Genomic DNA, 24,940 nt, shown 5'->3' on the forward strand with positions numbered 1-24,940 from the left:
GCGGTTCTCAATGCTCTTACCTGTTATGTTGATTCAATCTGGCTCAGGACTCTCGCGCATGAGCATCAACGTGTCGTGCAGCACGCATTAACTCAAAAGTCCTGACCGGATTGCAGAAATGAAAAAGCCACCGCAGTAACTTAAGAGTCACTAACGGCAGCTTACCTTCTAATTATGGCTAAATGGATAATGCAATGTCAAGCTTTTTAACGGCGACATGTTTAATCTTCTCAACACGTTTGCGACTTTTAAAAGCATCTTGCATCGGCTGGTACAAAACAAAGAGTGAAGCCTTGAGGATGTCGTCGATTTCATTCCTGCATGTTGAAAGTGACGGTCTTCGCCAACCCTCTCCGCTTCTGCCGGCCATTTTGCGTGGCTTTGCGGTGGCGTGATAGTACGATGCAATTGCTCTCTTTGATGATCCGTGAGAGTAGTAGCTAAGAAGAATGCCAAAGGCCTTTGTGTCAATGCGCATAACGGAATCTACGACCTGAGAAATCAACATTCCGTCATCGTCATTGCACATTGGCCTGGTCATTACCCGGGAAGGCTCGACCCTTTCCATAAACTGAGCGATTACACTGCTCATGCGCTTTTCCAGTCGTCCTGAATATACCCACGCGCCCCACAATTCCAGCCATCCATTAAGCCAGTCATGCTGGTCTTTGGTCAGGTTAAGTTCTCGTATACCCATTAGGCAACCTCCGGGCCATCAGGCTTATTCAAATCAAGGCGATTCACCAACTCCCGGCGATGATGAAGCAGAATCACCAGTGCCTTTTCAGCGTCTTTAATCTTTGCATCGAGCGATTTAAGTGACTGCTCATCTGCGTGACGCTGCCATTTAACTGTTTGGATATCAGTTACGTTATTCATGCTGCCTCCCGGATGTCGGGTCTTCTTTTGGAGGAAATTGCTTGTTCAGGCGAGATGCCTGAAAGAATTCGCCTTAGAATGGTTTTGGCTTTAACTGTGCATCTCTCGTCTTTCGCCCATTCAGATATCATTTTTCTGACTCCGAATGCCGAGACATAATCCGATATAGAGGAGCCTGACACCGCCGTCCCATTAACTATCTGGCTTACATGTGGCTGGCTTATCCCATATTTTTTGGCAAGCGCGGGAGAACCATAAGTTGAAGAGCCTTTCACATACTCATTTTTAATTGCCGAAATGATTTCTAATGGTATTTTTCTACATTCCCTATTCCGCTCATAAATGTCGTTTACGTTTTGCTGTTGAGTGCCGACGACAAGGTGATCAGGATTTATACATAGGGGGTTGTCACATTTATGCCTGATAATCAATCCTGCGATATCTGCCAAAGCAATATCTTTTGCAATGCAGTATTCAATCCTATGAGCTGTAGTTGCTTCTCCTTTCCATTTTCTCCATCCATACCCATTTTTCACACAGCCTTTCCATATAATGCATTCGCTCATGCGGCCTCCAGTAGTTCTGTAATCATTGGCAAACTCCCGAACGTCTCAGTAACTACCAGCACAAGCATTCCGCCTTTAATCGCCTGACAGCGCTTAATGCGCATATCGTCTATCTGACCGTCATCCAGCCAGAAGCCCGCACTTGTGAGTGCGTCAAAAACGGCTTTGGGCAGATTGTCCAAATCTCGTTTGCGGTTATCGGGAGGTGCTGCGTGGATGGTGATTCTGATGCGTGGTGTGATTTTGATGTCTAACTGTTGTTGCTGGATTATTTCGATTACTTCTCTTCGGTATCTCTTTCCCCAGTCGCTGATGTAGTGGATGCCTCGTGAGTGTCGCCAGTACCGGTTATTGGACGGCGGCCAGGGTAGTTTTAGAAGATATTGCGTCATGTCTTTATCTTCCCCTCCTTGCGCAGAATGTCCTGGGTGCGCATTACACCTTCCAGGTGGCAAATCTTTGCAAACTCGTGGTCGATGTTATGCGTTCTGCGGTCTATCTCGTCGTGGCAACTGCTACACGCCCATGCTGCGAGGAGGTCGTCTGGCTTCATGCCAGTACCGCATAAACCTGCCATCCGATAATGAGCAAGAACAGTGGTCTCAGGATTGTGATTGCATACACCGTAGATACGCACCTGACATTCCCTGCCACGCGCTTCTTTACGAAGGTTTGCCATCTTCTTCCTCCGTCATTGAGTTATTTGGATCGCGATAAATCAGCCATTCATCCACGCATTCAGAACACGCGTAGGTTTCCTCTGGCGATAGCTCTTTTGCGCAGCCAGTACACAGCGTTCTACGTATGCTCTGCTGCTCGTAGGATTGGGCTTCATGAGGACTAAGCATTTTTTGCGTCCTGCATCAGGAGGAAGACAATCATTGCGGCGCGAAGTGGGTTTTTGTTGATAATGTTTTGATTAAGTCCGTGGGCATAACAGTGCCACTCCCAATCCTTACTGTGATGGGCAATGCATATTCTATTGAGTTGAATAATAGGCCATGAGTCTGATGGGTTGTGGCAATAGTTTTTCTTTCCCTTTAGTCGGCCTTTATCGTCTCTGAAGGTGACGCTACCATCTGGGTGGATAAAGTAAGCATTCCATCCAAATGACTCGCCAACTCTAATGTTTATTTCACTGTCTTCTACTTCTGCTAATGCTTGCGAATAATTCATATCAATGCACCTCATTTGACTTTGTTTTCTCAGGTTCTTGAATCTTGATAATCATATCGGCGTCTTCAAACTGGAAGACACATACATCGGTTTCGTTGACCTCGATTTGCCCATCTGCATAACCCCTAACCCAACTCATAATTAGTCCTACAGGGTCTCCACCTTCGCTATGCATATCTTCGAGTAGGTCGGCGAGTCGGTCTGCATATTCGTCATCAACAGAGCTCATCGGGTTTTCCTCATTCTGTTCCATTTGGATTGCAACAGGCCGTGGACGTAATCAAACGTCTTAACCTGGCTTTGCGTTGGAATGGGTTTCTTTCTGGATTTACTGCGCTTGGTGGGTGTGAAGATGAGGCTATCTAAAACTATCTGTGTGGGGATTCTTCTCGCCATATATCATCCTTTGTTTGCGGAAGAGGAAAATCACCTACAGGTGAGCGCTCGCAGCGGATACACCATTTGTGCCAGTAAGGCTGACCCGGCCTGAACCGGTAATCGTCTTTACGCTCTCCGCACCTGTCGCATCTAGTCATGCTGCTCTATCTCCAAATCTGGCCTTCCACTCAAGCGCCAACCTGGCTTCGTCAGACCACTTAACATTCTTCTCGGTGCCGAATGCCTGGATAAGCTCCAGTAGCTCAGCAAACTCACCTACGCGCATCCTGCTTGTCGACTGACCTATCACCACAAATCCGTTTCCTGCAAGGTTAGGAACAACATCCTGTTGTTTTAACGCTGCAGTGAAGATGCACTTCCAACTCTCTGCATCAAGTTGGCGTCCATGCCATTCCACCTGGCGAGATACATCACCAAGGCAAGCCCATAGCTTTCTGTTCTGGTCGATGCTTCGGTTGCGTTCCTGGATGGTTACGATGATTGGCTTGGTTGGGTCGGGGAAAACTTGTTGTATGGCTTGAATGGCGTTTTGTTGGTGAACTGGAGAGCGTATCTCAAAGGTTAATTTCTTCATGATTTCTCCTGCGCTGCTTTGCGTTCTGCTGGGGATTTACTCACTTCTCTCCTCCCTTGGCGGAGCATCCATTATGACGCGTTGCATGCGACGGACGCATGCCATACGCACCCTGCGCGCCATCTGCTCTATCGCTTTTGCTGGCTTACCTACTATTTTACAGAAAATTAAATTAGGCAGCATGACCGTAAAAACGTACCGGTTGAAGGTCATCACTTCACCTCCTGCCGTTCTTCAGCCAGCGCCTTAATCTCTTCCGCAATAGCGATAATGTCTGACAGACGAAATCCAAGCCCATCAGCGATGCGCTGCAAGCCTGACAAACGAGGATTGCCGTGAATGCAGGAATACAGTGTTTTACGGTTTATTCCAATTTTGTCTGCCAATGCAGAAAGGGATAACCCTCGCTCTTTCGCTAGTTGTTGGATGGCACCGCCAAGCGCTTTCATGACTTCGCCTCCTGCGCCGTTCTGCGCTTAGCGCTTGCCAGCAAACATGTCAGTACGAAAGCACGGTGCTGTCGCATTCCCTCTGTCATGGCTTAACCTCCTGCGGGGCGGCTGCGAGCATAGCTTTGTATCCTTCCTTGATGTTTCGGTCATATGCACCAACGTGATACCTCATATTATTTACCATTTCTGCTGTGGGCTCCTTCGGCACCATCACGTAACCATCCGGAATTAAAGGAGAGTTGCCCAACTTGTTAGCCGTCGTTACAGGTTCAACTTGTTTGGTACCCTCACCAGTGAGGATACCACTCTGGAGCATGGCGGCGCGGCAGGCGTTCCAGCCGTGGATATACCCATTTATTGGACCCATCTTATGCCACTGATCGGAGTGGAATGCTGCCATTGCTCCGAGATAATCAATATTGACCACACGCTGAGATGCTTTTTCAATTTCAACCCGGGCTTTTCTTTCTGCTATCGCTGCATCCTTCCAAGTATCAAACCCATCAGGGCCTTTTACCTCCTCCCGCAATCGGTAAAGTTCTGCATAAACCCCTGCCGTTCCTGTTCTCTCATGCGCTTTAGTTAGAATATATTTCGGCATTTCACAGCTAAGAATCCTCGCATCAACTGCGGAGTCAAATTCTCCCATGTCAAGTTCAGCAAGGTCATCCCAACTAGCTAAACCAGGCGCTCCTTCGTCTCCAAAGGCATCTTTATCACGCAGGAAGCGGTAACGATTAGCATCCCTATGAATGTCGTAATCATACTCGCTGTCCATTGCGGCCAGCGCCATGCGGGACAACTCCATGATTTCATCAGAACTTAACCACTCTCTGATTTCTTCCTCGTCATAAGATTCGCTATCAATGGCTCGGATAATTCGCTGAATGCGCTCTCTGGTTATGGTTGATTTGGTCATGGTTGACTCCAGTTATCTTCAATCGCCACGCCTAAGCGGTGCAGCCAGTCGGCAAGTTTAAGCATCGACTCGCGGTCGCTAAGTCCTTCCGGAAAGTCTTTCAGTTCGATAGTCGGTATGAAACGACCGAAGCTATCTCGCTCTATTGTCAAATGCTGCTCCAGAACAGTCTGATGAATGCGGCTGTTATGCCGCACCAGGTAAACGGATTTGGAGTCTTTGGCTTTAGGGTCATAACGATACTCGGTCAGTATCATCTGGCTTCTGGTGCGATCGGTTCCTCTCCACATCACTCATCCTCCCACTTGATGCCATGCGCAGTTAGCGACTTGATGACGCACTCCTTGTAGTACCTAGCCCCGGCAGCATTTGCATATCCAGTGCCATCAATCGGCTGCTGAATCTCTGGCAGCTTCACGGTGACGGTGTGGGACTCCAGCTCGGCGATGCGCTTCTCTGCAATTTCCAGTTCCAACTTTAGGTGTCGATTTTCATCTCTCGCCGCTTCCCTAAATTCGAGCGTGGTTTTGCTATAGGTCTCAAGCTCGCCGTTCCGCTGCTGCGCCTTCTCCAGCGCCTCTACCAGCGCGATGACGTTGGCAGGGTTAGCGGCCTGGACGAACTCGCGGTTTTCCGCTGCATCTGGCCCTTCGAAGTGCGCGATGATGAATCCTCCGTTGGCCTGGTCATTATCGCTACAGGAGGCTTCCCAACCGTCTCCGGACTCTTTAACCCATTCGCCATTACTAGCTTTCTCTGCTGCCGCTTTCAGGCTCTGCGCCAGTTCGGTGATATCAGTCATGCTGCACGCTCCGTCTTCTGCTTGTTGTATACAGCCCAGCTCAGGGCATCGAGTTTGCGCTGGCCCGCTTTGTCGAAAAGGTGAATGCCGTTTTTGCAGGCGTGCTCGGCCTTAACTTGCTCTTCCAGTTGAGTGATTTGCTCATAGGTGAGCGTTGCCAGTTTCAGGCGGTTCCAGCCGAAATTAGGGATGCGGTCGCTCATTTGTCGGCACCCTCGCGCATTTGGGCTGGATTAGAACTCCCTCTTTTTACAACACAGAAATCAGTTATCCGTCGGGCTAACCCTTTGTCTTGTTTCCCGCATGACAAAAGCCCAGCAGCAGTAATCACGTCAGTTAAAAACTGAGATTCTTCTATGCTCAACTGGTTAGTTGTTGGAATGTCGGGAGCATGGTCAATAGCCGGATACCAGGATGCATTTTCGCCAGCCTGTACGTAGCAACTTTTCGCAATAAAATTATTCAGCGCCACATTCTCCGCCGCCAGCTGCTTCACCCAGTCCTGCAGGTCTACGCCAGCCGGGCAGTTGGTCAGCTCTCGGCATTTCTCGATAGTTAACAGTGCTGCTGTGAGTTCGTTATTCATGTTTATTACCCTCATAAAAAAGGCTCGCGATATTTGCGAGCCTGTTAATTTGCTTTTGTTAGGTCGTAAAAAAGGCCGATTATCACAATCAGCCCTGTAAGGTTCTCAGCGATGTAGACTTCATGCATACTTCCTCCTGATGACATATGCAGGAATAACATTCATGCAGAATAATCCCTCACCCTGACTGCTTTGGATGATTTTTTTGGACATTTCTCGTTGCATATCTGTTTGATAATCGTACTTAGGTAAAATTTCCTTCGTGGCATTTATATATACATATCTAGGCTTTACAGATGATTCTCTGCATAAGGCGCACATTGGGATTTCAGGGGTTGAGGAAAATCCGTTGTAACTAATGTATTTCCCGCATCCATAACATCTTTTCAATCTTGTTACGCTCACGTCACCCTCTACTAATGAAGTTGCTCTCCAGATGATAATTTGATGCGCATGCAAGCATCATCCCACTCGTGAAACATTTCAGTTTTCCCAATGCTGTCCAGGTAGCCGCGAATAAAACTAAGGCAGTAGTTAACTCTATCCTCTCCTGCGTTATGAACTGCTGTCATAGCTTCCTGGAATTTTTTATCTGCAATCTTCTTTTTGCTTGTCATGCCGCTCTCCCGTAAATCATCATGAGTCTCTGTCGTGCCGGGCTATTCAGATAAGCCTGAACGACATCATTTCGTTTGGGGTTGTATTTTCTGAATCCTTTTGGCCGGCGAGATACTTCTTTTGAGTCGAAATCACTCACCCCGCCCTCAGAGGCAAGGATAAATCTTCTTCCGTATGTGCCGCCGTCATGCACCAGTGTTCCCAGGTCGCATAGTTCTGACACAATCCTGTATGCCGCCTTTGTTCCAACTCCGCACATCTTTCCAATTTCACCGCATGTCATTGGAGTGGTAATGCGATCGATAACTGACATGATGGCCTTTCTGGTATCAATGCCGTCTACAACGTCGTACTTTTCCTTCTGCAATCCATGCGCCCGGAAGGCTTGCATACGTTTCTTTCCCTCAACCTTCACGTATTCGTTGTAATACTCTTCGCTTTCAAACAGGCCAAATCCTTGACGCGAAAACAGAAGCCCTTTGTTCTCCATCTCTTTCTTAATCTTCCTGAACGAGTAAACAGCAATGCCGATATCTTTTGCTGCTACGGGAATGGATACTGGCTGGTTTTGTTTTACATAGTCGATGATGCGTTGTTTAAGTGAGTCAATCATACGTCTGCTCCCTTCGCGTAGCGTTTACCTTGCGCCTGTTGCGTGGTTGATATGCGTCTTGCTTCTTCCTGGTCGCATGAATGGAAGTGACCGTTGATGAAGCGCTGATAAACCGTCCCGAGTGTTCCGAATCGGTTTTTAGTTACGATGATTTCTGCGAATGGAGCTGCAGGGCTGTTTTCGTTATACACGGCTTCACGGTAGAGCATGATTATGCTGTCTGCGTCCTGCTCAATGCTTCCAGAGTCGCGTAAATCTGCGTTTGTGGGTCGTTTGTTTCCCGGTCGTTTCTCAACATCACGAGAAAGTTGGCTGAGTGAGATAACGGGAGTCTTCAGGTCTTTCGCCATCGCCTTCAGGCTTCCTGAGATGTGAGCGATTGCCAGGTCGTTGCGGTCTGCCTTTGGCTTTTCAATCAGGCCGAGGTAGTCGACAAGGATTAGCGATAGCTGTGGATGTTCCTGTTTGTGACGCTCTGCCACGCTGCGAATTACCTCAACGCTGAGCCTCGAAGCATCGACCATCCAGACATCGAGGTCTTTCAGATGACAGATACCTTCTGAAACTCTTGCCCAGCCTTCATCGTCCATCTTTGCCGGATTACGCAGAACGCTAACCGACATGTTTCCTCTGCCGGCAATGCTTCGCTCGACAATCTGAAGATTGCTCATCTCCATACTGAAAATAAGAACGCCGCGCCGGAGGTTAGAGCCAGGAATTACGCTGCTTGCGACGCCTTCAGCCACCTTTAGCGCCAGCTCTGTTTTTCCCATGCCGGGGCGGGCCGCGATGATAACCAGGTCTTGCGCATTCATGCCCCCGGTGATTGCGTCCAATTCTGCAATTCCAGTCTTCAGCGTGTCTGACTCATCTCCGTTACACAGGCGTTTTTCCAGCGTCTCTGCATAGTCGTTGAGAACCTCACCAAGACGTACCGGTTTGACTTCATGCTTTGGCTTACGGATGGTTGAAAGGCGCTTGATTAAGGCGTCCATTGCCTCACCAGAAGCATTCAGAGTGCCATTGCTAAACTGCCCTCTCATCTCGTCAATGGCATGAAGAAATAACCGCTTCTGATGCTGTTCCGCGAGCATTTCTGCGTATCCAGTTAGATTGGCAGCGCTTGGGCAGGAACGAGCCGTCATCATCACGTCAGTGGCGTGTTCGTCTCCGCATTCCTCAGCGACCATTAGTCCGTCAATCAGGTTCTTGTTTCTCGCCTGTTTGCGGATAACCTCAAAGGCTTTCCGGTAGAGCGGTATTGTGAACGCATCCGGATCTGTTCTTGCCAGCACGTCACTCGCTGCAGGCGTTAACCCTCCGACCAGCAAACCACCAATAACGCTGGCTTCGATATCCTGCCTCATGCCATCCCCCTGTCAGCAAACTTAGCCTCACGAACGCCGGTTAGCGTGTCGTCTCTCAGCAGGTAATCCAGGTCAGCTGTCCAGCCGGTGTTGTTATCGCCAAAGTAAAACGGCTTGGCCTGATGGACGAATGCCCTGACATAAGCTCTGAATCCGTCAACGTTTGGGGTCTTGAGTTGGGGAATTATTTTCTTCAGGCGGCGCTTGCGCTTCTCGTTGACTGCAACAGCGTGTGGAAGTTTGTCACCGACCTCTGCGTTGTAAGCCTCCAGGAATGATTCGTAGTCAATTCGCTCTGGTTTTCTACGTTCAAGCTTTTCCTGCCCATCGCCGCCCCCGTTAGGGGGTAAGGGGGTATTATTTATTTCTTTCTTTTGAATAGTTTCTTTTGTGTTTAGCTGAGTTGGCTTATACCCATTAGCTAATTTGGCTAAACATTTATTAGCTGTTTCGGCTAATTGTTTGCTGACATGGCTAATGCTGGAATCCCACTCAGAAATGACCTTGTTGATACCGATTGCATGACCGTTTGAAACGATAATGTTCATGGCGATCATCTCGTTTTTTGCCTTGCAAACATGCGTGTGATGAATGCCTGTCATTGCAGCTATCTGAGTGTTAGTGATTCGGTCAATCTTCTTTCCAAACCCATAAGTCTTGCGGATAACCGCCAGCGCAACCTTGAGCTGTCTGGCTGTCAAATCTGCGGCCATAACAGCTTCAAGTAGCTCGTTGGCGATACGGGTATACCCGTCATCAATATCGGCCACCTGACGCTCCACTGCCGCCAGAGACGGCCTGATTGGTGTAACTGTTGCTAGGTTACTCATGACCGTTCTCCTTGCGTTTGAATTGCTCCAGGATGGCTCTTAGCTTTATGCCAACCGCTGGGTTGCACGACTTAATGAATCGGTCACGAGCAATATTTTTGTGTACTGACGCCTGGTAAAATCGAGTTTTCTTAGGCATAATTACTCCTGTGAATTGATCCAGTAATTCGGCTCTAGAATTGCATGGTGATTTGCTCTGAACGCTCCGCTGCAACGGGGCGTTTTTGCTTTGTGAGAACTGCAGCGACTTCCTTCGCTAATCTGGCGATATCGTCATCAACAACACCCCACTCCAGAACGGCTAAGAGCATTGCCATCTTAGGCAACCAGCTTTCCTTCCAGCGGGTGATCTGCGCTTTATCAACTCCGATTGCTTTGGCTACGTTATTCCCACCTTTCATGGCGATTCGATTGAGCAACCAGGATTCAATGCGGCGTGCATTGACCTTGTTGCGGTTAATTGAGTTTTCCATTTGTTAAATTCCATAGTGTTGAAAATAGTTAGGTAGACGCATTCGATGATGCGTTTAAGTGATTGGGCCGGAACAGCCCGCAGCGATGTTAAAGAGCGGTGTTTCTTATCGAGCTTTAGCGCGAGTCATAGAATTTAGGATTTCTGCCGCGCTAACTTTCCCATCAGTGGCTGTTACAATCGCCGAGATAAAGCGAGAACTGATTTCAGCCCCGTAGAGCCACTTGCTTACTGACGGCTGACCAGTCCCTACGCGACGGGCCAGTTCGGATTGAGATCCGACAATGTCAATCGCACGCTGGATAACTTGATTCATATTTAGTCCCTGTCGCATAACATAGACAAATTATGCTCTAGAGAATTATTAAGGTCAAGTCATTTGAGACTTTGACTACTTATTCTGGAAAGAATAATTTCACACCATGAAAACACTATCTGAACGTTTGGCTTACGCCATGAAGGAAACGGGGTTCTCCAGTCAGACAGCCCTTGCTAAGGCATCTGGCGTTGAACAGTCTTTAATATCCAAGATATTGAGGGGGTCTAGCGAGACGTCTAAGTCGTCTGGCAAGCTGGCGGCTGCTATGGGGATAAGTGCTGACTGGCTTATCAACGGGCAAGGTAGCATTTTTGGTTCTTCTGAAACTAAATTCGAAAAGGTAGATGCCTCTAAGCAGGTAATGGTCTGGGATAAAGACGGCGCTACAGGGACATCCATTAACTGGTTTAATGAACTCCCTGAAAACTTCCAGGCATACATCATGCACGGGAAGACCGGTATTTCTCAGGCTCCAGCTGGATCGATTGTCATCGTTGATCCAGATTTAAAGCCATCTACATCTGATTTAGTGGTTGCTAAGAGTGGTGAACTTATCTCCGTCTTCAGATATCACATCAATGGAGCTGGCGGCGTTTTTCTGTCAGTGGATGACGACAGAGTACCGTTAGCAGAAATAGAAGACACCTCTGTAATCAGAGGGACGGTGAAGCAAATCTTCATACCCGAACTATCCAAGTAAAATAAATCATCTTCCTCCGCCGGGGTCTCATCAAACACCCCGGCCTCTCTTCTTGTAAGTAAACTTCCCATCAAAACTCCATGCATGCTCACAATTAAGAAAAATCAACTGTATACACGTACAGTATAAAAGCACTTTCAGACAAAAATCTCAATAATAATTCTCCTCAGAATCACATCACCTAGTCTCTTGTGACTTTTTTATCGTAAACCCTATTGACTAAAATTATTCTCTAGAGCATATTTAACCCATCAGCAGGACGCACTACTCACCAGGACGGTGAATGCTCTTTAACAACAGAAGGCCTGATTCGGGCCAACAATGCTAACCAACAGGAGGACACCAAATGGTGTACTAACGCGGTTAGGCCGCAGCCAGAAGGCAATGCAGCAGTAGTGATGCTGCCCTGAGTCGCCATTGAGCGAGCCTGTGTAGCGACGGGTCAAGGTTCATATATCAAAAAAAGCTCCGGTAAAGCAGCGCGAACGCCAAACGCGCACCGGTTATCAGCGGCGATGATGCGACAGCAACTCAATGGCATGAGCGAGGGCACTGCGAGAGTGTGCCAACAATACCAAACGAGATGGGTTTGGGGTGTGCGTCAGGATGCTAAACGCTCAGCACCAAAACCATTTCAGGAGGCAATCATGACTAATCGTGAACACAAGAAGTTATTACGCGCCATCCGTCATCAACAGGGTATGCGCGAAAGCCAGCAACTGGCGAAGAAGATTGATCGCGCTTTCTCGCGCATCTCAGAAGACTGCAGCAATCGCGTTGTGCTGGCTACGTCATTGGGTGGCCTTCGCGACAAGCCAGCTCAGGAAGAGATCACAGAGCGTAGAAACCGCATCTGGTACAAACAGCCTGGAGAGCGCGGAATTACTTGCTCAGGACGGCAGAAGATGAAGGGTAAGTCGATACCGTTAATTTGAGGTGATGTATGGAAGAGGATTTTGACGAGTTTGATGAGCATCCTGATGATGATATGAGTCGCTATCAGGATTATGAAGATTAAGGCTGTCGGTCACCGCCGGAGCAAACGGGTAACAGCGAGATAAGTGAGGTGAGATGTGGGTAGGAAATTTAAAGTCTTCTTGGACTCAGGAGCAAACATTCACTCGAAGTATGAGCGAGAAGTTGATTTAGATGAACTCGGAATCGAAGAGGATTGGGATGAAATGAGTGAGGAAGAGAAGAATGAGGTAATGCAGGAAATTGCCTGGGAAAACATGGAGTGGGGTTTCTACGAAATTGAATAGGTCGCTAAGGCGGCCTTTTTTATGAGGGTATGAGAATGAGTAAAGATAATAGCGGACCAGCCTTCCCTTACTCGGGGGTACATAAGGGTGAAAAAGAAAACATGATAGTCGATAGCCATGGAATGACGCTGCGAGATTACTTTGCGGCGAAGGCTATGCAGGCAATGATAGCAGCGCATGAGCCTATAGGAGCCATTCCTGGATGGGCATATGAAATGGCTGACGAAATGCTCAGCGCTAGGGAGGTTTAATGAGCAGAAAAGGTTGTCGCTCTCTCATCATTGCTCTTATTGCATGCTTAGCAATCTGGAGCGTTGTTATCTTCGCTATATATAAATGGTGCTGAAGATGAAAATTAACCACACGCTTTTGAAATTGGCACAGATTAAGGCGCGTATCGCCAGAAAGAATGGTGATGGTGCTAAGTGGATGGAAGCGAACGAAGAAATGAAAATTGCGGCGGGCATGCCGTGGTATCGGAGGGGAAATGCAAGAGTTTAAAGGTACGCCAGGACCGTGGCATGTCAGCAATGAAGGCTGCATGTTGATACGTGACGACGCAGGGCTTTCTATTGTGGCTAAATACGTGGGTTACACCAACGATGAGGAAGAACTTGCAAACGCACGACTCATAGCAGCTGCGCCGGAATTACTGGTTGCGCTTCAATCGTGCGTTGAGTGGTTAGATATTCATTCTTGTGCCGGTAGCGCTGAATCTATTTGCGCAGAAGAATCGAAGCTAATTATCGCCAAAGCACTCTGCAAATAACCCTACCCCATTAAACAAATAAACCAACTTAACCATGTCGGCTATTACAGCGACGGGCTTCGTGCATTCTGAAATCAGGAGGCGATATGAAATTAAAACTTAAATATGACCACGCTCACGGCTATCTCAGCTCTCAGCGTGAGCAGGTTATGGAACTGGACGGCGTCATCCTGGACGGAACTGTCGATGCTCGTGAGGTATTACCTCAGCTTGATGGTGCGGTGGTTCTGGAATGGCTGGCTGAGCAGGGATATGTCATCACTCATCAGGAGAAAGCGGCATGAGTGCGATGGAAAGATGGGATGACGACGCTTTCATTATGGCGGTAAGCGACGTTATTCCAGATCAGGAAATGACGCATGAACTTGCAGCGCAGGAAGCGATTGCAGATTTTAAAACAGAACGGCAAGCGAACCTCATGAGGGGTGTTTATGAGCAGTGAATTCTATAAGCGCCTGGCTCATATTCAGGCGCACCTTAACGCTCCAAAGAACCAGTATAACTCGTTCGGTAAATATAAATATCGTAGCTGTGAGGACATTCTTGAGGGGGTTAAGCCGCTTCTTGATGGTCTTTTCCTGTCTATCAGTGATGAGATAGTCCTGATTGGTGATCGGTATTACGTGAAAGCCACAGCGACCATCACAGACGGTGATAATAAGCACTCAGCAACCGCTATGGCGCGTGAAGAGGAAAGCAAGAAGGGAATGGATGCAGCTCAAGTAACTGGCGCTACAAGCTCATACGCTCGCAAATATTGCCTTAATGGATTGTTTGGCATTGATGATTCCAAAGACGCTGACACTGACGAGCATAAGCATCAGCAAAATTCAGCGCCAGCAAAGCAATCAAAACCATCACCTACTCCTGCGCAGGTTCTGAAGGCATTCACTGATGCGGCCGCACAAAAGACCTCTGTGGATGAGCTTAAACAGGCTTTCGCTCAGGCATGGAAAATGCTTGAAGGTACTGATGAGCGACAGAAGGCGCAGGACGTATATATGATTCGTAAAGATGAACTTGAAGGAGCAATCGCTTAATGGCTAGCAGAGGCGTTAATAAGGTAATCATCATTGGTCGGTTAGGTCAGGATCCGGAGGTGCGCTACGCACCTTCTGGTGCTGCATTTGCCAATCTAACAGTTGCTACATCCGAGCAGTGGCGTGATAAGCAAACAGGCGAACAGAAAGAGCAGACTGAATGGCACCGGGTAGTAATCAGCGGGAAATTAGCTGAAATTGCCGGTGAATATCTGCGTAAAGGCTCTGAGGTTTATCTGGAAGGAAAACTGCGCACACGAAAATGGACAGATCAGAACGGCGTAGATAAATACACCACCGAGATTCAGGTAGGCATTAATGGCACTATGCAAATGCTTGGCGGCAAGCAAGGTGGAAGCGAGCAGACACAGGCACCACGCAATAACGGTCAGCCACAGAGTCCATCACCACAGCAACAATCTCAGCACGGTGAACCTCCTATGGATTTTGACGACGATATACCTTTTGCTCCGGCAACTCTTCCCTTCCCTCGCCACGCTGTATACGCAATTTAAGGAATAGCATGAACCACTTAATGATTGACCTAGAAACGATGGGTAATGGGCCGTACGCGCCGATCGTCTCCATTGGCGCTGTATTTTTCGACCCTAGCACTGGTGCAACAGGCGAAGACTTCCAGGTGAATGTATCGCTTGAATCATCAATGCGGTTCCGCGCACGGCCTGACGCATCAACGGTCCTATGGTGGATGGAGCAAGGAGAGGATGCACGTAAGGCATTAACTACTGACACGCAGGAGCTTTCCACCGCCCTTGGCTGGCTGTCTGATTTCATCTCCAAGAACGCCAATCCGCGATTCGTTCAGGTATGGGGTAACGGCGCATCGTTCGACTGCGTCATTCTCCGAAACAGCTACTCACTGACAGGACGGGAAGCGCCATGGCAATGGTGGAACGACCGTGATGTGCGCACCGTCGTCGAGATGGGTAAAGCGATCGGGTTTGACCCAAAACGAGATATGCCATTTGAAGGAACTCGCCACAACGCATTAGCCGACGCAATTCACCAGTCTAAATACGTTTCTGCAATCTGGCAGAAGCTAATCAAATAATCACACCTGAGTAACAAAAATGTCATCACCTCTTCACGAGGCGGGTTACTTACGCCCACCAAAAGCATCAGGAAGCCGCGAAGAGGTTTTGGCGCGGTGCTTTGATGCTATCGCAAATAACGATTATCAGACGCCGAGCATGGAGGCTCGCATTCATGAACGATTCGAGAAAGATGTCTGGTACGACAATCTGGAAGCAAGCAAATTCCCTCAATTCGTGCCAGTCGGACCGATGCGCCCAACTCGTGAAGATGAGCGTTTCAAACTTTATCGCTCTCGCAACGGCATGATTAGTAATAACTGATTCGGAGATTTCATCATGATAGGCCGTTCTTACGATCCATCTATATTCCCAGATGATTTATCAGTACGTCGCAGACAAAGAGCAATGCCGCCAAGAGATGAGCTGATGAAGCGTAATAGCTTCCAGTCGGTTAACGAGAATAAGTTTCTGGATGCTTTGCTGAAGAAGATGAGGGGGATGTGATGGGCTGGTTAAAAGATGCAGTTCTCAATAGAAAGGAATTTAAATCACTTTCATGGTGGGAGAACTTTATGGGAGGTCACATCAGAATAGGGACAGTTACCATTTACGGAGAGAACGCTATGCACTGGGCAGTGAACATCAGGACAAAGAGATGGGGATACATCTGCTTTAGGCTTCCTTTTCGCTGCTTTGGGAAATGGTGGCCTCTGTATTTCTACTGCTCCCCAAATGGCACTCCAGGTGCTGCAACATTTAAAGTCGGAGGGTGCTATTGATGGATTACAGCAAGATGAGTGATGGAGAGATAAATAGACACGTTGCAATCGCTTTGGGAGTGAAGCCGAGAAAAACAATTTGTTTTATTAGATATGAAGATAGCGAGGATATTTGGCCTAAATACTGCAACAACCCAGCAGATGCATGGCCAATTATCCTGAGTAATCGTATCAGAATGCTTTGGGATTGTTCTGAAGATGCCAACTCAGAATGGTGGAACGCTGTTGATCAGTTCGATGAATGCAGAATTCAGTACCAGTCAAACCCACTCCGCGCTGCAATGATTGTCTTCCTTATGATGCAGGAGGCCAAATGACTCAAGTCACCAAAGAATCACTATCCGCTCGTATCGCTGAACTGGAATCAGGAACAAGGTCTATTAAGGAAGATTACCAGCTGGAGGCTTATAGGATGCTATTACCCCACGTTAGCAAAAGCGAAATGCAATCGTCTTGTTCTCATGATTGGTGGAATGCGCCATTCATGGAGGGTAGATCTCAGATTTGCCTAAGGTGTGGCAAAGGTAGGTCTTTCTGAATTAGTGACCATAGAATAAATATGGAGTGCCAAGATCTAGTTTTATTGAGGATAAATAATGAAACACAAGTACGAATTTTTATTCGACTTCCATGGGGGAGAAATAATAGGAACGGAAGTAACAATTAAAAGGATGGTTAAGAAGCATTGGTGGAGTAAATGGATATTTGATGATCTATTCCGCGCTGTATGTACAGGAACAACCCCATTCACAGGTGCTCAGTGGTCTGGAGATTTGTATCCACAGCTTGATGTTTGCCTTGTGGCACAGATTAATGATGCGGCACAGAAAGCATCAAGGAAATAACCATGGAATCACACAGCCTCACCCTCGATGAGGCCTGTTCATTCCTGAATATATCCAGACCTACCGCAACTAACTGGATACGATCCGGAAGACTTCAGGCCACACGTAAAGACCCCACCAAACCAAAGTCCCCTTACCTAACCACTCGACAGGCATGCATTGCGGCACTCAATTCACCGCTGCATACTGTCGATGTGAGCGCGGGTGATGCATTTAAAGAGGGAAATAAATGTCAATCTTCCGCAGAGGTGAAATATGGTACGCCTCGTACTCGCTCCCGGGCGGGAAGCGAATTAAGGAATCTCTTGGTACAGAGGACAAGCGGCAAGCACAGGAGCTCCACGACAAAAGAAAGGCTGAACTCTGGCGAGTAGACAGGCTGGGAGACTTTCCTGATGTGACTTTCGAAGAAGCCTGTTTACGCTGGCTTGAAGAGAAAGCAGACAAGAAGTCTCTCGATACTGATAAAGGTCGGATCGGATTCTGGCTTGAGCATTTCGAAGGAATGAAGATTAAGGATATCACAGAGGCAAAGATTTACGCCGCAGTGAGCAGGATGCAGAACAGGAAGGCAAAGGAGATATGGCAGCAGCGAGTTGATGCCGCAGCAAGAAAGGGAAAGGATGCCCCGGCGTTTGAAGCAAAACCGGTCACTACGTCCACCAAAGCAAAACATCTTGCATTGATGAAAGCCATTCTCCGGGCGGCAGAGCGTGACTGGAAGTGGCTGGAGAAAGCGCCAGTTATCAAGATACCGTCAGTGAGAAATAAGCGCGTTCGGTGGCTTGAGCATGAAGAGGCGAAAAGGCTGATTGATGAATGTCCGGAGCCGTTGAAGTCGGTTGTTAAGTTTGCACTGGCAACAGGCCTACGGAGGTCGAACATCATCAACCTGGAATGGCAGCAAATAGATATGCAGCGTCGCGTTGCATGGGTTAACCCGGAAGAAAGCAAATCAAACCGCGCTATTGGCGTAGCGCTTAATGATACTGCCTGTAAGGTTCTGCGCGATCAGATAGGAAACCATCATAAATGGGTGTTCGTCCATACCAGAGCGTGGCACAGACCTGATAGCTCGCTAACTCCAGCAATAAGGAAGATGCGAGTTGATGATAACAGAGCATGGAACTCTGCATGCAAACGCGCCGGAATAGAAGACTTTCGTTTTCATGACCTGAGGCATACTTGGGCAAGCTGGCTAATTCAGTCAGGCGTCCCACTTTCTGTACTTCAGGAGATGGGTGGGTGGGAAAGCATCGAAATGGTTCGTCGATATGCTCACCTGGCACCTAACCATTTAACGGAACATGCGAGGCAAATTGACTCAATTTTTGAGGAAGATGTCCCAAATATGTCCCACAAGGAAAAATCAGCGATTGGAGAAAGTTGATAAGTGGTTGATTTTAAATGGCACGCCCTACAGGATTCGAACCTGTGACCTACGGCTTAGAAGGCCGTTGCTCTATCCAGCTGAGCTAAGGGCGCACTGAGAAGCGGGAGCTTCGGGAGGTGCAATCGCGTGAAATTATACGGTCAACCTCCGGTGAGTCAATGCATTTTGCCGGGAAAAGACAGTAGCATAGCGAGCTTGTCGATTATTAACGCGATGTCTGGTTAAGGATTGTTCGCCCAACTCGTTGGCGACTCGTCCATTACGTCGCTATAGCGCGGGAAAATAGCCTGTTTTCCTCCGCCCCGCGGCGGAAAACCGATAAAAACGCAAACGATAACTGACAGCGGGGCTGGCTTCTGACAAAATATCCACATCCCCCTTTCGTAAAGTGACAGATGGAATCCTCTCTCTGATGGCAGCAAAAATTATTGACGGTAAAACGATTGCGCAGCAGGTGCGCTCTGAGGTCGCGGAAAAAGTGAAGGCGCGCGTAGCGGCCGGAAAACGCGCCCCCGGGCTCGCCGTTGTGCTGGTCGGCAGCAACCCTGCATCGCAGATTTATGTCGGCAGCAAACGCAAGGCATGTGAAGAGGTGGGCTTCGTCTCCCGCTCTTACGATCTCCCGGAAACCACCAGCGAAGCCGAGCTGCTGGAACTTATCGACACGCTTAATGCCGATAACACTATCGACGGCATTCTGGTGCAGCTGCCGCTGCCTGCCGGCATCGACAATGTTAAAGTCCTTGAGCGCATTGCCCCGGACAAAGACGTCGACGGCTTCCATCCGTACAACGTTGGTCGCCTGTGTCAACGTGCGCCACGTCTGCGTCCTTGTACGCCGCGCGGCATTGTTACCCTGCTTGAGCGCTACAATATCGATACTTATGGCCTCAACGCGGTGGTGATTGGCGCTTCTAACATCGTCGGCCGTCCGATGAGCATGGAGCTGCTGCTGGCGGGCTGCACTACTACCGTCACCCACCGCTTTACCAAAAACCTGCGCCACCACGTCGAAAATGCCGATCTGCTGATTGTCGCGGTCGGTAAACCGGGCTTTATTCCGGGTGAATGGATTAAAGAAGGCGCCATCGTGGTGGACGTCGGCATTAACCGTCTGGAAAGCGGCAAAGTGGTCGGCGACGTGGTGTTTGAAGACGCGGCGGAACGCGCCTCCTACATTACGCCCGTGCCGGGCGGCGTCGGCCCGATGACCGTAGCGACCCTCATTCAGAATACGCTGCAGGCGTGCGAAGAGTATCACGACATTCAGGAGGCCTAAGATGGCGAATTTTTCTCTGGGCAAACACCCGCATGTTGAACTGTGCGACCTGCTGAAGCTGGAAGGCTGGAGCGAAAGCGGCGCGCAGGCCAAAATCTTCATCGCCGAAGGGCTGGTGAAAGTCGACGGCGCGGTGGAAACCCGCAAACGCTGTAAAATCGTCGCCGGGCAAACGGTGACCTTTGACGGTCAAAGCATTACCGTTATCGCCTAATCCTTTCTGGCGCCGGTCCCGGCGCCAGCGCTCTCCCGCAGGAAAATCAGAATAATGCGGGGATGTAATCCTCAAATACCCTACTGATAATAGGCTTTTATTTGTAGAATATAAGCCAATGCCAACCATCATCACTGATGCCGCCGTTCCGCTGTGTCTGGGGTTAGGGCTGGGATGCAAAATCATTCCCCCTCGCCTGCTGCTGGCTGGCGTGGCGTTGGGCATTTCTTAGTATCTGCCTCTTATCCCATAGCCTGCTCGATGCCATCACCGATGGTGGTAAAGGCGTCGGCTGGCTGTGGCCCTGCTCCGATCAACGCTTCTTCCTGCCCTGGCAGGTGATTAAAGTGGTGCCATTCGCGCTATCGCGTTATGCCACGCCTTATGGCCATCAGGTGATCCTCTCCGAGCTGCAGTGGGTCTGGCTGCCGGGAAGCGCACTGGCGCTACTACTCTGGCTATATCGTCAATCTATTCAACGTTAGGGATTAACATGTATAAAACGACCATCCTTGCCGCTGCAGCACTGCTGGCGGTTTCGTGCCCGATTCACGCCGAGGATCATACAAACGCCTATGCCGTCTCTTCGACCATTACCAGTATCGGCAGTTCGGCGCTGGTGAGCGGCATCATTCTCTCGCCAGTCCTGCTCCCCGCCGCACTGATTACCGCTTCTGTCGACAAAAATAAAGAGCAGAAAACCGCGCTGTTGACCACCAAAGACCCTAAACAGAACACCGTCAAAATGGTGCTGCCGCTGCAGGTGGTGGAAGAGGCGGATCTCAAAACCGGGGACAAGCTGACGCTGGAGAAAGCCCCGGAAGGCACCGGCGCACTGCTGAAAAAAGAAGGTAAGGTCCTGACCCATATGGTGAATCAAGAGGACGCCTCGCTCTCCGCTAACCAACCGCTGTCGGCGAAATGAAGCGCCTGGCGCTCGCCTTGTGCCTGAGCGTGGCATCAGTAAGCGCGACTGCAGCCAGCACCGATTGCGGCACGGGGTCGCCATCGGCGGAAACCATTGCCGCAACCATGCATCAGGCACAGTTGCTCAAACAACAATTAAATAGCGAACCGGAAGCGGTGGTTATTTTGGTCCGCCAGGGGCAAGATATGTCCAGCCGTGGGTTAACCTGGTCACATGCCGGCTACGCCCTACGGCAGGCCGATAACAGCTGGCGGGTTTATCATAATCTGAATACCTGCGGCACCGCGCGATCGGCGCTGTACGTCCAGGGATTATATGAGTTTCTCGCCGATGAACTGGTTAACCAGCAGATTGCGATTTTACGTCCGAGCGGCGAACTTAACGCTGCGCTACAAGCGCTTTTGCACAACCCTGTCAAACTGAACCTGTTTCACAGCCCGCACTATAACCTGATCGCCTGGCCCTTCTCCGGGCCGTATCAAAACTCTAATGGCTGGCTGCTGGAAGTCTTTGCCCGAGCGGGCGATAGCAACATCTGGTCACGCGAGCAGGCCAGACATTGGCTCTTACAGCAGGGTTATCAACCCTCGTTAGTTAAGGTCACGATTTTCGAACGCCTTGGGGCAAAAATAGTTGCCAGCAATGTTTTTACCGACGATCAGCCGGAACAACTATTGGCAAGTGGCAAAGTAGGTTTAAACAGTGGCGATAGCGTTATTCAGTTTATTGCCCGTTACAGCCGCAACATATCCTCCTGCCTGCATCTGAATCTGCCCGAATCCGTATGCGTTTTTCAGCCTACACCACTGGAAGTCAGTCCCTAACGCAAAAAGGCCACGCAAGCGTGGCCTTTTCATTAGCAATGGCGCTTACTTACGACGCCAGGTGGTGCCCTGCGGACCATCCTCCAGCACGATACCCATCTCGTTAAGACGATCGCGCGCCGCATCCGCCGCCGCCCAGTCTTTCGCTTTACGCGCATCCAGACGCTGTTGAATAAGCCCTTCTATTTCCGCCACTTCGCCATCATCGGCCTGCGCGCCGCTCTGCAGGAAAGCGTCCGGCTCCTGCTCAAGCAGCCCCAGCACCGAGGAGAGCTTACGCATATGGGCCGCCAGCGCGTTCGCGGCTGCCACGTCTTCCGTTTTCAGACGGTTTACTTCACGCGCCATATCGAACAGCACCGAGTAGGCTTCCGGGGTATTGAAGTCGTCATCCATCGCTTCGATAAAGCGCGCTTCGAAGGCTTCGCCGCCGGCAGGCTGCGCGGATTTATCGGTTCCGCGCAGCGCGGTGTACAGACGCTCCAGCGCCGAACGCGCCTGCTTGAGGTTCTCTTCGCTGTAGTTCAGCTGGCTGCGATAGTGGCCGGACATCAGGAAGTAGCGGATGGTTTCGGCATCGTAGTACTTCAGCACGTCGCGAACGGTGAAGAAGTTGCCCAGCGATTTCGACATTTTCTCGCGATCGACCATCACCATTCCGGAGTGCATCCAGTAGTTGACGTATTCGCCATCGTGGGCGCAGGTCGATTGCGCGATCTCGTTTTCGTGATGCGGGAACATCAGATCCGAACCGCCGCCGTGAATATCAAAGTGATTACCCAGCTGTTTGCAGTTCATTGCCGAGCACTCAATGTGCCAGCCCGGACGCCCTTCTCCCCACGGCGACGGCCAGCTCGGCTCGCCCTCTTTCGACATCTTCCACAGGACGAAGTCCATTGGGTTACGCTTAACGTCAACCACGTCGACGCGGGCGCCCGCCTGCAGCTGGTCGAGATCCTGGCGCGACAACAGACCGTAGTTCGGGTCGGTCGGTACGTCGAACATCACGTCGCCGTTATCCGCCACATAAGCGTGGCCGCGGGCGATCAGCTGCTCGGTGATTTCGATAATTTCGGCGATATGATGGGTGGCGCGCGGCTCGTTGTCCGGGCGCAGAATGTTCAGGGCGTCAAAATCTTTGTGCATTTCAGCGATCATGCGATCGACCAGCGCGACAAAGCTTTCGCCGTTTTCATTAGCACGCTTAATGATTTTATCGTCGATATCGGTAATGTTGCGCACGTACTTCAGCTTGTAACCAAGGAAGCGCAGGTAACGAGCGACAACGTCGAAGGAGACGAAGGTGCGGCCATGGCCGATATGACAGAGATCGTAAACGGTAATTCCACACACGTACATGCCAACTTCCCCGGCATGAATAGGTTTAAATTCTTCTTTTTGGCGCGTCAGTGTATTAAAAATTTTTAACATCGAAGATTCCGTGTAGACGTGTGTGGATATAAGTCGCTTATTCTAACCCTAATTCAAACCGGAAGCAGCACACATTGCAAGGTGCATCGACCCCCGCGGTTATGCTATAACAGCCACCTATGTCATACCCAACCCTGGGTTCAGCACTACAATCATCGGAACAGGATGCAAAAATGGTTACTTTCCACACCAATCATGGCGATATCGTAATCAAAACGTTTGACGACAAAGCGCCGGAAACAGTTAAAAACTTCCTGGACTACTGCCGCGAAGGTTTCTACGACAACACCATTTTCCACCGTGTTATCAATGGCTTCATGATTCAGGGCGGCGGCTTTGAGCCGGGCATGAATCAGAAAGCGACCAAATCTCCGATTCAGAACGAAGCCAACAACGGTCTGAAAAATACCCGTGGTACCCTGGCGATGGCCCGTACTCAGGCGCCGCACTCCGCCACCGCGCAGTTCTTCATCAACGTAGTAGACAACGACTTCCTGAACTTCTCTGGCGAAAGCCTGCAGGGTTGGGGCTACTGCGTCTTTGCCGAAGTGGTTGAAGGTATGGACGTGGTAGACAAAATCAAAGCGGTTGCCACCGGCCGCAGCGGCATGCACCAGGATGTGCCGAAAGAAGATGTTGTAATCAAAAGCGTCACCGTCAGCGAATAATTCGTGGCGACACTTTTTATTGCAGACCTGCATCTGCAAACAGAAGAACCGGCGATCACCGCCGGTTTTCTGCGCTTTTTAGCCGGCAGCGCCCGCGAAGCGGACGCGCTGTATATACTCGGCGACCTGTTCGAGGCCTGGATCGGCGATGACGATCCGAACCCGCTGCATCAGCAAATCGCTTCGGCAATCAAAGCCGTCGTCGACGCCGGCGTTCCCTGCTACTTCATCCACGGCAACCGCGATTTTCTCGTCGGCCAGCGCTTCGCCCGCCAGAGCGGCATGATCCTGCTCGCTGAAGAAGAGCGGCTGGACCTCTATGGCCGTGAAGTGTTGATTATGCATGGCGACACCTTATGTACCGATGACCCCGGTTACCTGGCGTTTCGCGCTAAAGTCCACACCCCGTGGATCCAACGTCTGTTTCTCGCCCTGCCGCTGTTTATCCGCCGCCGCATCGCCGCCAAAATGCGCGCCGATAGCCAAGCCGCCAACAGCAGCAAATCGATGGAAATTATGGATGTGAATCCGCAGGCGGTCGTCGACGCGATGGAGCGGCATCAGGTGCAGTGGCTGATTCACGGCCATACCCATCGTCCGGCCGTCCATGAACTCCAGGCCAACGGGCAGCGCGCATGGCGCGTGGTCCTCGGCGCGTGGCACAGCGAAGGGTCAATGGTTAAAGTCAGCGCCGACGGCGTCGAACTTATCTATTTCCCGTTTTAATCTCCCAGGCACAATTCCGAAAACCTTCTTCTGAAGGGGGAATGACTGACGCTATCTGTTCTCCGCCTGCTAGCCTTTGGCTAAATCTCACTCAAGGAACGAGTATGAAAAAATGGAACCAGCCCCTAATCTGGGGAATGATCATCGCGATCCTCAATCCGTTAGGGGTAAGCTATATCGCCTTAATCGGCGTCGCTATCGGCAACACACTGGCATTTGTCTGGTGTGCAATGCTGGCATGGGCAATTTATTTTTATGCTATTTATTTGCTCTGTACCCGGCCCCACGATGGGCGGCTGGTACAAATCTATTTACTGATCATGGGTACCCTGATGCTTCCTTGGGGGTTAGTGCTGCTTATCACCTGTATCATGAATGAGATAAAGGCAAATAAACAACGTACTTCATCGTCGGCAAGCGAGACAAAAGACGGCTAACCACGCGTACGCAACCGT

General features: G+C 49.8%; 47 protein-coding genes, 1 tRNA gene and 2 pseudogenes. 25 read left to right on the forward strand and 25 right to left on the reverse strand.

The window, feature by feature from the left end:
* Positions 1-178: 178 nt before the first annotated feature.
* The 23 genes from PGS10_RS11535 to PGS10_RS11650 form a co-directional block, all read right to left on the reverse strand.
* Positions 179-697 (reverse strand): antiterminator Q family protein, encoded by a 519-nt coding sequence (locus tag PGS10_RS11535; protein ID WP_316422927.1) that lies wholly within the window; start codon positions 695-697, stop codon positions 179-181.
* Positions 697-879, reverse strand: coding sequence for a hypothetical protein (locus PGS10_RS11540; RefSeq protein WP_059444547.1), 183 nt, complete (start codon positions 877-879; stop codon positions 697-699). The genes PGS10_RS11535 and PGS10_RS11540 overlap by 1 nt, the downstream gene beginning before the upstream one ends.
* Positions 876-1,445, reverse strand: coding sequence for an HNH endonuclease (locus PGS10_RS11545; protein ID WP_316422928.1), 570 nt, complete (start codon positions 1,443-1,445; stop codon positions 876-878). The genes PGS10_RS11540 and PGS10_RS11545 overlap by 4 nt, the downstream gene beginning before the upstream one ends.
* Positions 1,442-1,837 carry a crossover junction endodeoxyribonuclease RusA gene (gene rusA, locus PGS10_RS11550; protein ID WP_316422929.1) on the reverse strand — a complete coding sequence of 132 codons (396 nt, stop codon included), beginning with the start codon at positions 1,835-1,837 and terminating at the stop codon, positions 1,442-1,444. The genes PGS10_RS11545 and rusA overlap by 4 nt, the downstream gene beginning before the upstream one ends.
* On the reverse strand, positions 1,834-2,124 hold the full coding sequence (locus PGS10_RS11555; protein WP_229297828.1) for a DUF1364 domain-containing protein: 291 nt from the start codon (positions 2,122-2,124) through the stop codon (positions 1,834-1,836). The genes rusA and PGS10_RS11555 overlap by 4 nt, the downstream gene beginning before the upstream one ends.
* Positions 2,108-2,293 (reverse strand): protein NinF, encoded by a 186-nt coding sequence (locus PGS10_RS11560; RefSeq protein ID WP_316422931.1) that lies wholly within the window; start codon positions 2,291-2,293, stop codon positions 2,108-2,110. Before PGS10_RS11560 ends, PGS10_RS11555 begins: the two co-directional genes overlap by 17 nt.
* Positions 2,286-2,621, reverse strand: a complete 336-nt coding sequence (locus tag PGS10_RS11565; RefSeq protein WP_316422932.1) for a phage protein NinX family protein — start codon at positions 2,619-2,621, stop codon at positions 2,286-2,288. The genes PGS10_RS11560 and PGS10_RS11565 overlap by 8 nt, the downstream gene beginning before the upstream one ends.
* Before the next feature lies 1 nt (position 2,622).
* Positions 2,623-2,850: a hypothetical protein gene (locus PGS10_RS11570; RefSeq protein ID WP_316422934.1), complete on the reverse strand. Its 228-nt coding sequence runs from the start codon at positions 2,848-2,850 to the stop codon at positions 2,623-2,625.
* Entirely contained in the window at positions 2,847-3,017 is a 171-nt protein-coding gene (locus PGS10_RS11575; RefSeq protein ID WP_316422936.1) for a NinE family protein, read from the reverse strand. The genes PGS10_RS11570 and PGS10_RS11575 overlap by 4 nt, the downstream gene beginning before the upstream one ends.
* Positions 2,990-3,157 (reverse strand): protein NinD, encoded by a 168-nt coding sequence (gene ninD, locus PGS10_RS11580; RefSeq protein ID WP_316422938.1) that lies wholly within the window; start codon positions 3,155-3,157, stop codon positions 2,990-2,992. Before ninD ends, PGS10_RS11575 begins: the two co-directional genes overlap by 28 nt.
* On the reverse strand, positions 3,154-3,594 hold the full coding sequence (locus PGS10_RS11585; protein WP_316422939.1) for a recombination protein NinB: 441 nt from the start codon (positions 3,592-3,594) through the stop codon (positions 3,154-3,156). The genes ninD and PGS10_RS11585 overlap by 4 nt, the downstream gene beginning before the upstream one ends.
* 212 nt (positions 3,595-3,806) lie before the next feature.
* A complete protein-coding gene (locus PGS10_RS11590; RefSeq protein ID WP_316422940.1) occupies positions 3,807-4,043 on the reverse strand; it encodes a helix-turn-helix domain-containing protein in 237 nt (78 codons plus the stop codon).
* Positions 4,044-4,128: 85 nt separating this feature from the next.
* A complete protein-coding gene (locus PGS10_RS11595; RefSeq protein ID WP_316422941.1) occupies positions 4,129-4,965 on the reverse strand; it encodes a hypothetical protein in 837 nt (278 codons plus the stop codon).
* Entirely contained in the window at positions 4,962-5,255 is a 294-nt protein-coding gene (locus tag PGS10_RS11600) for a hypothetical protein (protein ID WP_029602865.1), read from the reverse strand. Before PGS10_RS11600 ends, PGS10_RS11595 begins: the two co-directional genes overlap by 4 nt.
* Entirely contained in the window at positions 5,255-5,767 is a 513-nt protein-coding gene (locus PGS10_RS11605; protein WP_316422942.1) for an ead/Ea22-like family protein, read from the reverse strand. Before PGS10_RS11605 ends, PGS10_RS11600 begins: the two co-directional genes overlap by 1 nt.
* On the reverse strand, positions 5,764-5,970 hold the full coding sequence (locus tag PGS10_RS11610) for a hypothetical protein (protein WP_316422943.1): 207 nt from the start codon (positions 5,968-5,970) through the stop codon (positions 5,764-5,766). The genes PGS10_RS11605 and PGS10_RS11610 overlap by 4 nt, the downstream gene beginning before the upstream one ends.
* A complete protein-coding gene (locus PGS10_RS11615; protein ID WP_316422944.1) occupies positions 5,967-6,353 on the reverse strand; it encodes a hypothetical protein in 387 nt (128 codons plus the stop codon). Before PGS10_RS11615 ends, PGS10_RS11610 begins: the two co-directional genes overlap by 4 nt.
* A 416-nt stretch (positions 6,354-6,769) precedes the next feature.
* On the reverse strand, positions 6,770-6,970 hold the full coding sequence (locus PGS10_RS11620; RefSeq protein WP_316422945.1) for a hypothetical protein: 201 nt from the start codon (positions 6,968-6,970) through the stop codon (positions 6,770-6,772).
* Positions 6,967-7,584: a hypothetical protein gene (locus PGS10_RS11625; RefSeq protein WP_316422946.1), complete on the reverse strand. Its 618-nt coding sequence runs from the start codon at positions 7,582-7,584 to the stop codon at positions 6,967-6,969. Before PGS10_RS11625 ends, PGS10_RS11620 begins: the two co-directional genes overlap by 4 nt.
* On the reverse strand, positions 7,581-8,951 hold the full coding sequence (locus tag PGS10_RS11630) for a replicative DNA helicase (protein WP_316422947.1): 1,371 nt from the start codon (positions 8,949-8,951) through the stop codon (positions 7,581-7,583). The genes PGS10_RS11625 and PGS10_RS11630 overlap by 4 nt, the downstream gene beginning before the upstream one ends.
* Complete coding sequence (locus PGS10_RS11635) at positions 8,948-9,781, reverse strand: replication protein (protein ID WP_316422948.1); 834 nt, start codon at positions 9,779-9,781, stop codon at positions 8,948-8,950. Before PGS10_RS11635 ends, PGS10_RS11630 begins: the two co-directional genes overlap by 4 nt.
* Before the next feature lie 173 nt (positions 9,782-9,954).
* Complete coding sequence (locus PGS10_RS11645; protein WP_047064532.1) at positions 9,955-10,254, reverse strand: CII family transcriptional regulator; 300 nt, start codon at positions 10,252-10,254, stop codon at positions 9,955-9,957.
* 105 nt (positions 10,255-10,359) lie between these two features.
* A complete protein-coding gene (locus PGS10_RS11650; RefSeq protein ID WP_316422951.1) occupies positions 10,360-10,587 on the reverse strand; it encodes a transcriptional regulator in 228 nt (75 codons plus the stop codon).
* A gap of 88 nt (positions 10,588-10,675) precedes the next feature.
* Here PGS10_RS11650 and PGS10_RS11655 point away from each other — a divergent pair, with 88 nt between their 5' ends.
* The 17 genes and pseudogenes from PGS10_RS11655 (at position 10,676) to PGS10_RS11735 (ending at position 18,412) form a co-directional block, all read left to right on the forward strand.
* Positions 10,676-11,272 carry a helix-turn-helix domain-containing protein gene (locus tag PGS10_RS11655; protein WP_077203340.1) on the forward strand — a complete coding sequence of 199 codons (597 nt, stop codon included), beginning with the start codon at positions 10,676-10,678 and terminating at the stop codon, positions 11,270-11,272.
* Positions 11,273-11,919: 647 nt separating this feature from the next.
* Positions 11,920-12,207, forward strand: a complete 288-nt coding sequence (locus tag PGS10_RS11660) for a transcriptional regulator (RefSeq protein ID WP_316422953.1) — start codon at positions 11,920-11,922, stop codon at positions 12,205-12,207.
* A 138-nt stretch (positions 12,208-12,345) separates the two neighbouring features.
* The gene (locus tag PGS10_RS11665; protein WP_316422954.1) at positions 12,346-12,534 is read left to right on the forward strand and encodes a DUF7167 family protein; all 189 of its coding nucleotides are present in this window, start codon (positions 12,346-12,348) and stop codon (positions 12,532-12,534) included.
* A 35-nt stretch (positions 12,535-12,569) separates the two neighbouring features.
* The gene (locus PGS10_RS11670) at positions 12,570-12,785 is read left to right on the forward strand and encodes a hypothetical protein (protein ID WP_316422956.1); all 216 of its coding nucleotides are present in this window, start codon (positions 12,570-12,572) and stop codon (positions 12,783-12,785) included.
* A 97-nt stretch (positions 12,786-12,882) separates the two neighbouring features.
* On the forward strand, positions 12,883-13,035 hold the full coding sequence (locus PGS10_RS11675; protein ID WP_410477088.1) for a host cell division inhibitory peptide Kil: 153 nt from the start codon (positions 12,883-12,885) through the stop codon (positions 13,033-13,035).
* Positions 13,022-13,303, forward strand: a complete 282-nt coding sequence (locus tag PGS10_RS11680) for a hypothetical protein (RefSeq protein ID WP_316422959.1) — start codon at positions 13,022-13,024, stop codon at positions 13,301-13,303. Before PGS10_RS11675 ends, PGS10_RS11680 begins: the two co-directional genes overlap by 14 nt.
* 86 nt (positions 13,304-13,389) lie before the next feature.
* Positions 13,390-13,587 carry a hypothetical protein gene (locus PGS10_RS11685; RefSeq protein ID WP_047064596.1) on the forward strand — a complete coding sequence of 66 codons (198 nt, stop codon included), beginning with the start codon at positions 13,390-13,392 and terminating at the stop codon, positions 13,585-13,587.
* Complete coding sequence (locus PGS10_RS11690; protein ID WP_316422961.1) at positions 13,584-13,745, forward strand: hypothetical protein; 162 nt, start codon at positions 13,584-13,586, stop codon at positions 13,743-13,745. Before PGS10_RS11685 ends, PGS10_RS11690 begins: the two co-directional genes overlap by 4 nt.
* Positions 13,735-14,343, forward strand: coding sequence for an ERF family protein (locus tag PGS10_RS11695; protein ID WP_251715676.1), 609 nt, complete (start codon positions 13,735-13,737; stop codon positions 14,341-14,343). The genes PGS10_RS11690 and PGS10_RS11695 overlap by 11 nt, the downstream gene beginning before the upstream one ends.
* Positions 14,343-14,858, forward strand: coding sequence for a single-stranded DNA-binding protein (gene ssb, locus PGS10_RS11700; protein WP_316422962.1), 516 nt, complete (start codon positions 14,343-14,345; stop codon positions 14,856-14,858). The genes PGS10_RS11695 and ssb overlap by 1 nt, the downstream gene beginning before the upstream one ends.
* Positions 14,859-14,866: 8 nt before the next feature.
* Positions 14,867-15,415 (forward strand): 3'-5' exonuclease, encoded by a 549-nt coding sequence (locus PGS10_RS11705; RefSeq protein WP_316422963.1) that lies wholly within the window; start codon positions 14,867-14,869, stop codon positions 15,413-15,415.
* A gap of 19 nt (positions 15,416-15,434) precedes the next feature.
* Positions 15,435-15,719: a hypothetical protein gene (locus tag PGS10_RS11710; RefSeq protein WP_316422965.1), complete on the forward strand. Its 285-nt coding sequence runs from the start codon at positions 15,435-15,437 to the stop codon at positions 15,717-15,719.
* Positions 15,720-15,734: 15 nt separating this feature from the next.
* Entirely contained in the window at positions 15,735-15,902 is a 168-nt protein-coding gene (locus tag PGS10_RS11715; RefSeq protein WP_072259433.1) for a DUF2737 family protein, read from the forward strand.
* A gap of 274 nt (positions 15,903-16,176) precedes the next feature.
* Complete coding sequence (locus tag PGS10_RS11720; protein WP_316422967.1) at positions 16,177-16,494, forward strand: phage protein NinX family protein; 318 nt, start codon at positions 16,177-16,179, stop codon at positions 16,492-16,494.
* Between the two features lie 279 nt (positions 16,495-16,773).
* A complete protein-coding gene (locus PGS10_RS11725; RefSeq protein ID WP_316422968.1) occupies positions 16,774-17,022 on the forward strand; it encodes a hypothetical protein in 249 nt (82 codons plus the stop codon).
* A gap of 2 nt (positions 17,023-17,024) precedes the next feature.
* Positions 17,025-17,120: pseudogene (locus PGS10_RS11730) on the forward strand (helix-turn-helix domain-containing protein); the annotation flags it as partial.
* Positions 17,121-17,251: 131 nt separating this feature from the next.
* Positions 17,252-18,412 (forward strand): tyrosine-type recombinase/integrase, encoded by a 1,161-nt coding sequence (locus PGS10_RS11735; protein ID WP_316422970.1) that lies wholly within the window; start codon positions 17,252-17,254, stop codon positions 18,410-18,412.
* Between the two features lie 18 nt (positions 18,413-18,430).
* Here PGS10_RS11735 and PGS10_RS11740 read toward each other — a convergent pair.
* Positions 18,431-18,507: transfer RNA gene (locus tag PGS10_RS11740), tRNA-Arg, on the reverse strand.
* A 320-nt stretch (positions 18,508-18,827) separates the two neighbouring features.
* Here PGS10_RS11740 and folD point away from each other — a divergent pair.
* The 5 genes and pseudogenes from folD (at position 18,828) to PGS10_RS11765 (ending at position 21,660) form a co-directional block, all read left to right on the forward strand.
* Positions 18,828-19,694, forward strand: a complete 867-nt coding sequence (gene folD / locus PGS10_RS11745; protein ID WP_015367875.1) for a bifunctional methylenetetrahydrofolate dehydrogenase/methenyltetrahydrofolate cyclohydrolase FolD — start codon at positions 18,828-18,830, stop codon at positions 19,692-19,694.
* Position 19,695: 1 nt separating this feature from the next.
* Entirely contained in the window at positions 19,696-19,908 is a 213-nt protein-coding gene (gene ybcJ / locus PGS10_RS11750; RefSeq protein ID WP_015367876.1) for a ribosome-associated protein YbcJ, read from the forward strand.
* Between the two features lie 118 nt (positions 19,909-20,026).
* Positions 20,027-20,393: pseudogene (locus PGS10_RS11755) on the forward strand (metal-dependent hydrolase).
* Positions 20,394-20,401: 8 nt separating this feature from the next.
* Positions 20,402-20,833: an STM0539 family protein gene (locus tag PGS10_RS11760; RefSeq protein WP_047049479.1), complete on the forward strand. Its 432-nt coding sequence runs from the start codon at positions 20,402-20,404 to the stop codon at positions 20,831-20,833.
* A complete protein-coding gene (locus PGS10_RS11765) occupies positions 20,830-21,660 on the forward strand; it encodes a DUF2145 domain-containing protein (RefSeq protein ID WP_316422972.1) in 831 nt (276 codons plus the stop codon). The genes PGS10_RS11760 and PGS10_RS11765 overlap by 4 nt, the downstream gene beginning before the upstream one ends.
* Positions 21,661-21,705: 45 nt before the next feature.
* On the opposite strand, the gene cysS is transcribed toward PGS10_RS11765, so the two are convergent.
* The gene (gene cysS, locus PGS10_RS11770) at positions 21,706-23,091 is read right to left on the reverse strand and encodes a cysteine--tRNA ligase (protein ID WP_316422974.1); all 1,386 of its coding nucleotides are present in this window, start codon (positions 23,089-23,091) and stop codon (positions 21,706-21,708) included.
* Between the two features lie 173 nt (positions 23,092-23,264).
* Here cysS and ppiB point away from each other — a divergent pair, with 173 nt between their 5' ends.
* The 3 genes from ppiB to PGS10_RS11785 all read left to right on the forward strand — a co-directional run bounded on the left by ppiB (position 23,265) and on the right by PGS10_RS11785 (position 24,922).
* Positions 23,265-23,759 (forward strand): peptidylprolyl isomerase B, encoded by a 495-nt coding sequence (gene ppiB / locus PGS10_RS11775; RefSeq protein ID WP_015367878.1) that lies wholly within the window; start codon positions 23,265-23,267, stop codon positions 23,757-23,759.
* A 3-nt stretch (positions 23,760-23,762) separates the two neighbouring features.
* Positions 23,763-24,485, forward strand: a complete 723-nt coding sequence (lpxH, locus tag PGS10_RS11780) for a UDP-2,3-diacylglucosamine diphosphatase (protein WP_289577385.1) — start codon at positions 23,763-23,765, stop codon at positions 24,483-24,485.
* A gap of 104 nt (positions 24,486-24,589) precedes the next feature.
* Positions 24,590-24,922 carry a hypothetical protein gene (locus tag PGS10_RS11785; RefSeq protein WP_045393468.1) on the forward strand — a complete coding sequence of 111 codons (333 nt, stop codon included), beginning with the start codon at positions 24,590-24,592 and terminating at the stop codon, positions 24,920-24,922.
* Positions 24,923-24,940: the final 18 nt, after the last annotated feature.

Origin of the sequence: Klebsiella sp. 141153 (genome assembly GCF_032601995.1) — a bacterium.
GTDB lineage: Bacteria > Pseudomonadota > Gammaproteobacteria > Enterobacterales > Enterobacteriaceae > Klebsiella > Klebsiella aerogenes.